General features: G+C 63.9%; 5 protein-coding genes. All 5 read right to left on the reverse strand.

Annotated features, from left to right (window positions below):
• Positions 1–191: 191 nt before the first annotated feature.
• Positions 192–1,454: a beta-ketoacyl-[acyl-carrier-protein] synthase family protein gene (locus ACFXKA_RS42470; RefSeq protein ID WP_379431823.1), complete on the reverse strand. Its 1,263-nt coding sequence runs from the start codon at positions 1,452–1,454 to the stop codon at positions 192–194.
• Positions 1,451–2,338 (reverse strand): cupin domain-containing protein, encoded by an 888-nt coding sequence (locus ACFXKA_RS42475; RefSeq protein ID WP_379431824.1) that lies wholly within the window; start codon positions 2,336–2,338, stop codon positions 1,451–1,453. The genes ACFXKA_RS42470 and ACFXKA_RS42475 overlap by 4 nt, the downstream gene beginning before the upstream one ends.
• On the reverse strand, positions 2,338–2,595 hold the full coding sequence (locus ACFXKA_RS42480) for an acyl carrier protein (RefSeq protein WP_379431825.1): 258 nt from the start codon (positions 2,593–2,595) through the stop codon (positions 2,338–2,340). Before ACFXKA_RS42480 ends, ACFXKA_RS42475 begins: the two co-directional genes overlap by 1 nt.
• Positions 2,596–2,979, reverse strand: a complete 384-nt coding sequence (locus ACFXKA_RS42485) for a TcmI family type II polyketide cyclase (RefSeq protein ID WP_354851629.1) — start codon at positions 2,977–2,979, stop codon at positions 2,596–2,598.
• A 406-nt stretch (positions 2,980–3,385) separates the two neighbouring features.
• A complete protein-coding gene (locus tag ACFXKA_RS42490) occupies positions 3,386–3,733 on the reverse strand; it encodes a hypothetical protein (RefSeq protein WP_379431826.1) in 348 nt (115 codons plus the stop codon).
• Between the last annotated feature and the right edge of the window lie 169 nt (positions 3,734–3,902).

A 3,902-nucleotide genomic window follows, 5' to 3' on the forward strand; every position in this document is an offset into this window, starting at 1 on the left:
CGGTAGCACCCACACTCGTCTTGATGTCCCAGGAATCACTGTCATTACGCATAATCATCACTTTTCTCCGGCCAAAGCCGGGCTGAGAATTCGGTGGGAAGGAAATTCAATGAGGTTGTGTCGGTGAAACATTCACGAATCGACCCGACGAGTGCTCGGTGTTCACCGTCCGGTGATCACTGCGCGGCGGTTCATCGCAACTCCGCCGGTCGTGTGAAGACCATCGCGGACTGGAAACCGCCGAACCCACTGCCGACCGACAGAGCCGTATCGACGGTGGCGGTGCGCGCGATGTTCGGGACGTAGTCCAGATCGCATTCGGGGTCCCGGTTACTCCAGTTGGCGGTCGGCGGGATCACCCCGGTGTCGATCGCCAATGCGCAGGCCGCCATCTCGATCGAGCCGATCGCGCCGAGCGAGTGCCCGATCATCGACTTGATCGAGCTGATCGGAACCTCGTACGCGGCGGCACCCAGCGCCTTCTTGAAGGCCGCCGTTTCATGGCGGTCGTTCTGCTTGGTGCCCGAGCCGTGAGCACTGATGTAGCCGAGCGCGTCCGGGTTGAGCCGTGATTGGTTCATGGCCTCCGTGATGGCCATGCTCATCTCCAGCCCGTCCGGGCGCAGTCCGGTCATGTGGAAGCCGTTGCAGCGCGAGGCGTACCCGCCGATCTCGCAGTAGATGTGGGCGCCCCGAGCCAGGGCGTGGTCGAGCTTCTCCAACATCAGCACCGCCGCACCCTCGCCCAGCACGAAACCGGCGCGCGTCAGGTCGAAGGGCCGCGAGGCGTGAGTGGGATCGTCATTCTCATCGGTGGTCGCCCGGATCGCGTCGAATGCCGCGACGGAGATCGGCGAGATCGGCGCGTCCGATGCGCCCGCGAGGACGAAGTCGGCGTCACCGTCTTCGATCATGTGCAGTGCGTGACCGATCGAGTCGATCCCGGACGTGCAGCCCGTCGAGACGACCGTTGCCGGACCGTGCAATTCGAAGTGGGCCGACACCTCGGCGGCCATGCTGCTGGGGACGAGGGCCTGATACAGGTAGGGTTGCACGGCGCCCTCGTCGACCAGCCAATCCCGGCCACTGTCGCTCGCGATCACATAGTCGTTCTCCAGGGTGATGGTCGCGCCGACCGCCGAGCCGAGCGACACCCCGAACATGTCGCGCGCGGCGTCGGACAGCTCCAGACCGCTGTCCTCGAACGCCTCGCGGGCGGCGACGAGAGCGAACTGGGTCATCCGATCGAAGCGGCGCACCTGCCTGGGCGACAACCCGGCCGCCTGCGGATCGAAATCGCATTCCGCCGCCACCTGGGAGCGGAACCCGGCCGGGTCGAAGGAACTGATCCGGCGGGTCGCTGTGCGCCCGGACGACAGGCAGTCCCAGAACGATGTGCGTCCGATCCCGCCCGGAGCGACGACGCCGACCCCCGTGACGGCGACCCGGGTCATCGTGCTCTCTCCGCGGTACCGGGGGCGGCCGCCGATAGTTCCGTGTCCACGTGACCGAGTTCGGGTCGCGGGGCGAGCGGTCCGAGGTGAAAGACGATGCTGGCGGTCTCGGTCCCGGTATTGCGCACCCGGTGCCGGACACCGATCGGCACGAACAGTCCCTGCCCCGTTGCCAGCGACCACTGCTCATCGTCGAGGTCGACGGTGAGGTCTCCCTGGACGCAATACAGGAACTCCTCCGAATACGGGTGGTAGTGCTCGGCGATGCGCTCCCCCGGCTCGAGGGTGGCAACTCCGGTGAAACCGGATGTGCTGCCAACGGTTTTCGGGCTCAGCACGGTCCTGATTTCGCCTCCACGGCGACGGTCGGCGGGCAGGTCGGAAACATCGACGCGGCCCGGCCGGATACTCGGCGTGGCGATCGTCTCGGCCGCGGCCTTGTGGCGCTTTTCGACCTTTTCCTTGATGAGCTGCATCTGGATCACGCTGTTGGTGTTGATGCGGTCGGTCATGCCGGCGTCGTCGATCGGTGCGGCCGGACGCATGTGAAAGTCCTGAACCCAGGTCATCCGGGTGCCCGACCCGGACTTGGCATAACTCCAATGGATCCGCATGTACTCGAACGGCCCGGTCTCCACCCGATGCGCGTCCACGGTCCGGTTGACCGGATCAACGGTTCGTTCGCTGACCCAGCTCCACACCTGCCCCGCCTCGTCGGGGTGCATCGTGAGCCGGAACCGGACGGTATCGCCGTGCTCCGCGAGAACATCGACGGCAGCGTATTCGGAGAACAGATCCGGCCAGACCCGCACGTCGTTGGTCGAATCCCACACCACCTCGAGGGGCGCGTCGATGAGGATCGAGTTTTCTGTGTGTCCCGACATCACGCGGCCTCCCCGATGAATGCGAGCTCTACGTACCGAACCACGTCACCACCGGTCATCCCGAGCAGCTGGGCAGGCAACCTGACATCGAAATCGCGTTCCACAACGCTCTGAATCTCGAAGACCGCCAACGAATCCACACCGATCTCCTCCAGAGTCAGCGCGTCTGCCCGCTCCAACTCGTCCGGACCGATGTCGACCCCGACATGCTCGTCCAGGATCGCGCGCAATGTCTCGATGGTGAACGTGTCGAACATTTACTTCTCTTCCTTCCCTCGAGTGGTGAGACCGGAACCCAGTGCCGGACCGGTCTGTGGTGTCCAGCTGTAGAACATGCGAGCGCGCGCATCCTCCGGCGACAGCCAGTTGGCGAGATAAGGCGACACGAACTCGCGCAACCGGGCGCTCACGCGGGCGAACTCCGGATGCCGCGCGGCCCTGCCAATAGCGGCGCCACCGGGCTCCTCGGTCTCCACCAAGTGCACATACAGGTCATCCAGAGCCCACAGCTCACGCCGGGTCACACCCGCAATCGCCGGCAGATCCGTCGACGAATCGGACTCAGCGAAGATCTCGCCAACGTTGAAAATAGCGTCCGGACGTACATGAGCAACGATCAGCGAACGATGTGGAATCACCATCGGCCTTCTCCTACTTGAGCTTTGGTGGGGAACATGGAACCCGATATCCGTCTTTCCGGGTACAACAAACCTACGAGTTCAGACCAGTCGGTATCTATCACCGTGCGGTTGTCCATCCGCCCGCCTGGGGTGAAGACAATCAACACCTAGGTGGCAGCCGACGGTGAGGCGACAGTTGACGACTTTCGCGGCGCCGTTGTGCGGCGCATTGTGCCGATCTCACCAATTTCGTTGCGCCGCTGACGATTCGACCATTTCCGAGGCCGCCCCGACGAAGAAGAAGGACCTCAGCCCAACTGAGGTCCTTCCCGGTGGTGGCGCGAAAGCCTGGCGGCTTCGCAGGAAATGCAATTTTGAATGGGAGACGAAGGTATTCCCTCGGCGATGCCCGATCTCACAGACCAGCTCAGTGCCAGAGCACGGCCACGCACACGTTGGCGATCGCCAGCGTGCCGGCCGCATGCGCCGACCATGAAATCACCTTGTCGCGCTTGGCATAGTGTCCGAGTTCGGCCAGACCTGCCACCGAGACCCCGATAGCCAGCTTGACCACAACCTTGGACATGAGCAGATGCTTGTCCAGCGAATGGATGAAGTGGGCCATGAGGACCATCACCAGGCCCGTGACGACAAGCGCCCGTGCACCCCACAACATCCACTCGGATACCTTCGGCCGCGCGACGGCATAACCGCCGATGACCGCCGCCATACAGAGCAGATGGACGACGACCACCAGGTTGTAGACGAATGTCATGGCTTCACAGGCTAGACGCCCGGCGGTTCATTCGGGGTTTGCCATGCGGTCGGGTCGTCGGGGTAGAGGCCGCACATCGCCACGTGGGTTATTTCCGTACGGTGGCGAGGCTCATCAGGGACGGGTCGAAATGCCCCACCGGCCCCTTCCCAGCAGGCACCGCACGCCC

Source organism: Nocardia sp. NPDC059228 (assembly GCF_042754245.1).
GTDB lineage: Bacteria > Actinomycetota > Actinomycetes > Mycobacteriales > Mycobacteriaceae > Nocardia.

Bases quoted from the DNA above. Each gene is read 5' to 3' on its own strand.
- ACFXKA_RS42490 (WP_379431826.1), bottom strand. From the start codon at position 3,733: ATGACATTCGTCTACAACCTGGTGGTCGTCGTCCATCTGCTCTGTATG.
- ACFXKA_RS42475 (WP_379431824.1), bottom strand. From the start codon at position 2,338: ATGTCGGGACACACAGAAAACTCGATCCTCATCGACGCGCCCCTCGAG.
- ACFXKA_RS42485 (WP_354851629.1), bottom strand. From the start codon at position 2,979: ATGGTGATTCCACATCGTTCGCTGATCGTTGCTCATGTACGTCCGGAC.
- ACFXKA_RS42480 (WP_379431825.1), bottom strand. From the start codon at position 2,595: ATGTTCGACACGTTCACCATCGAGACATTGCGCGCGATCCTGGACGAG.
- ACFXKA_RS42470 (WP_379431823.1), bottom strand. From the start codon at position 1,454: ATGACCCGGGTCGCCGTCACGGGGGTCGGCGTCGTCGCTCCGGGCGGG.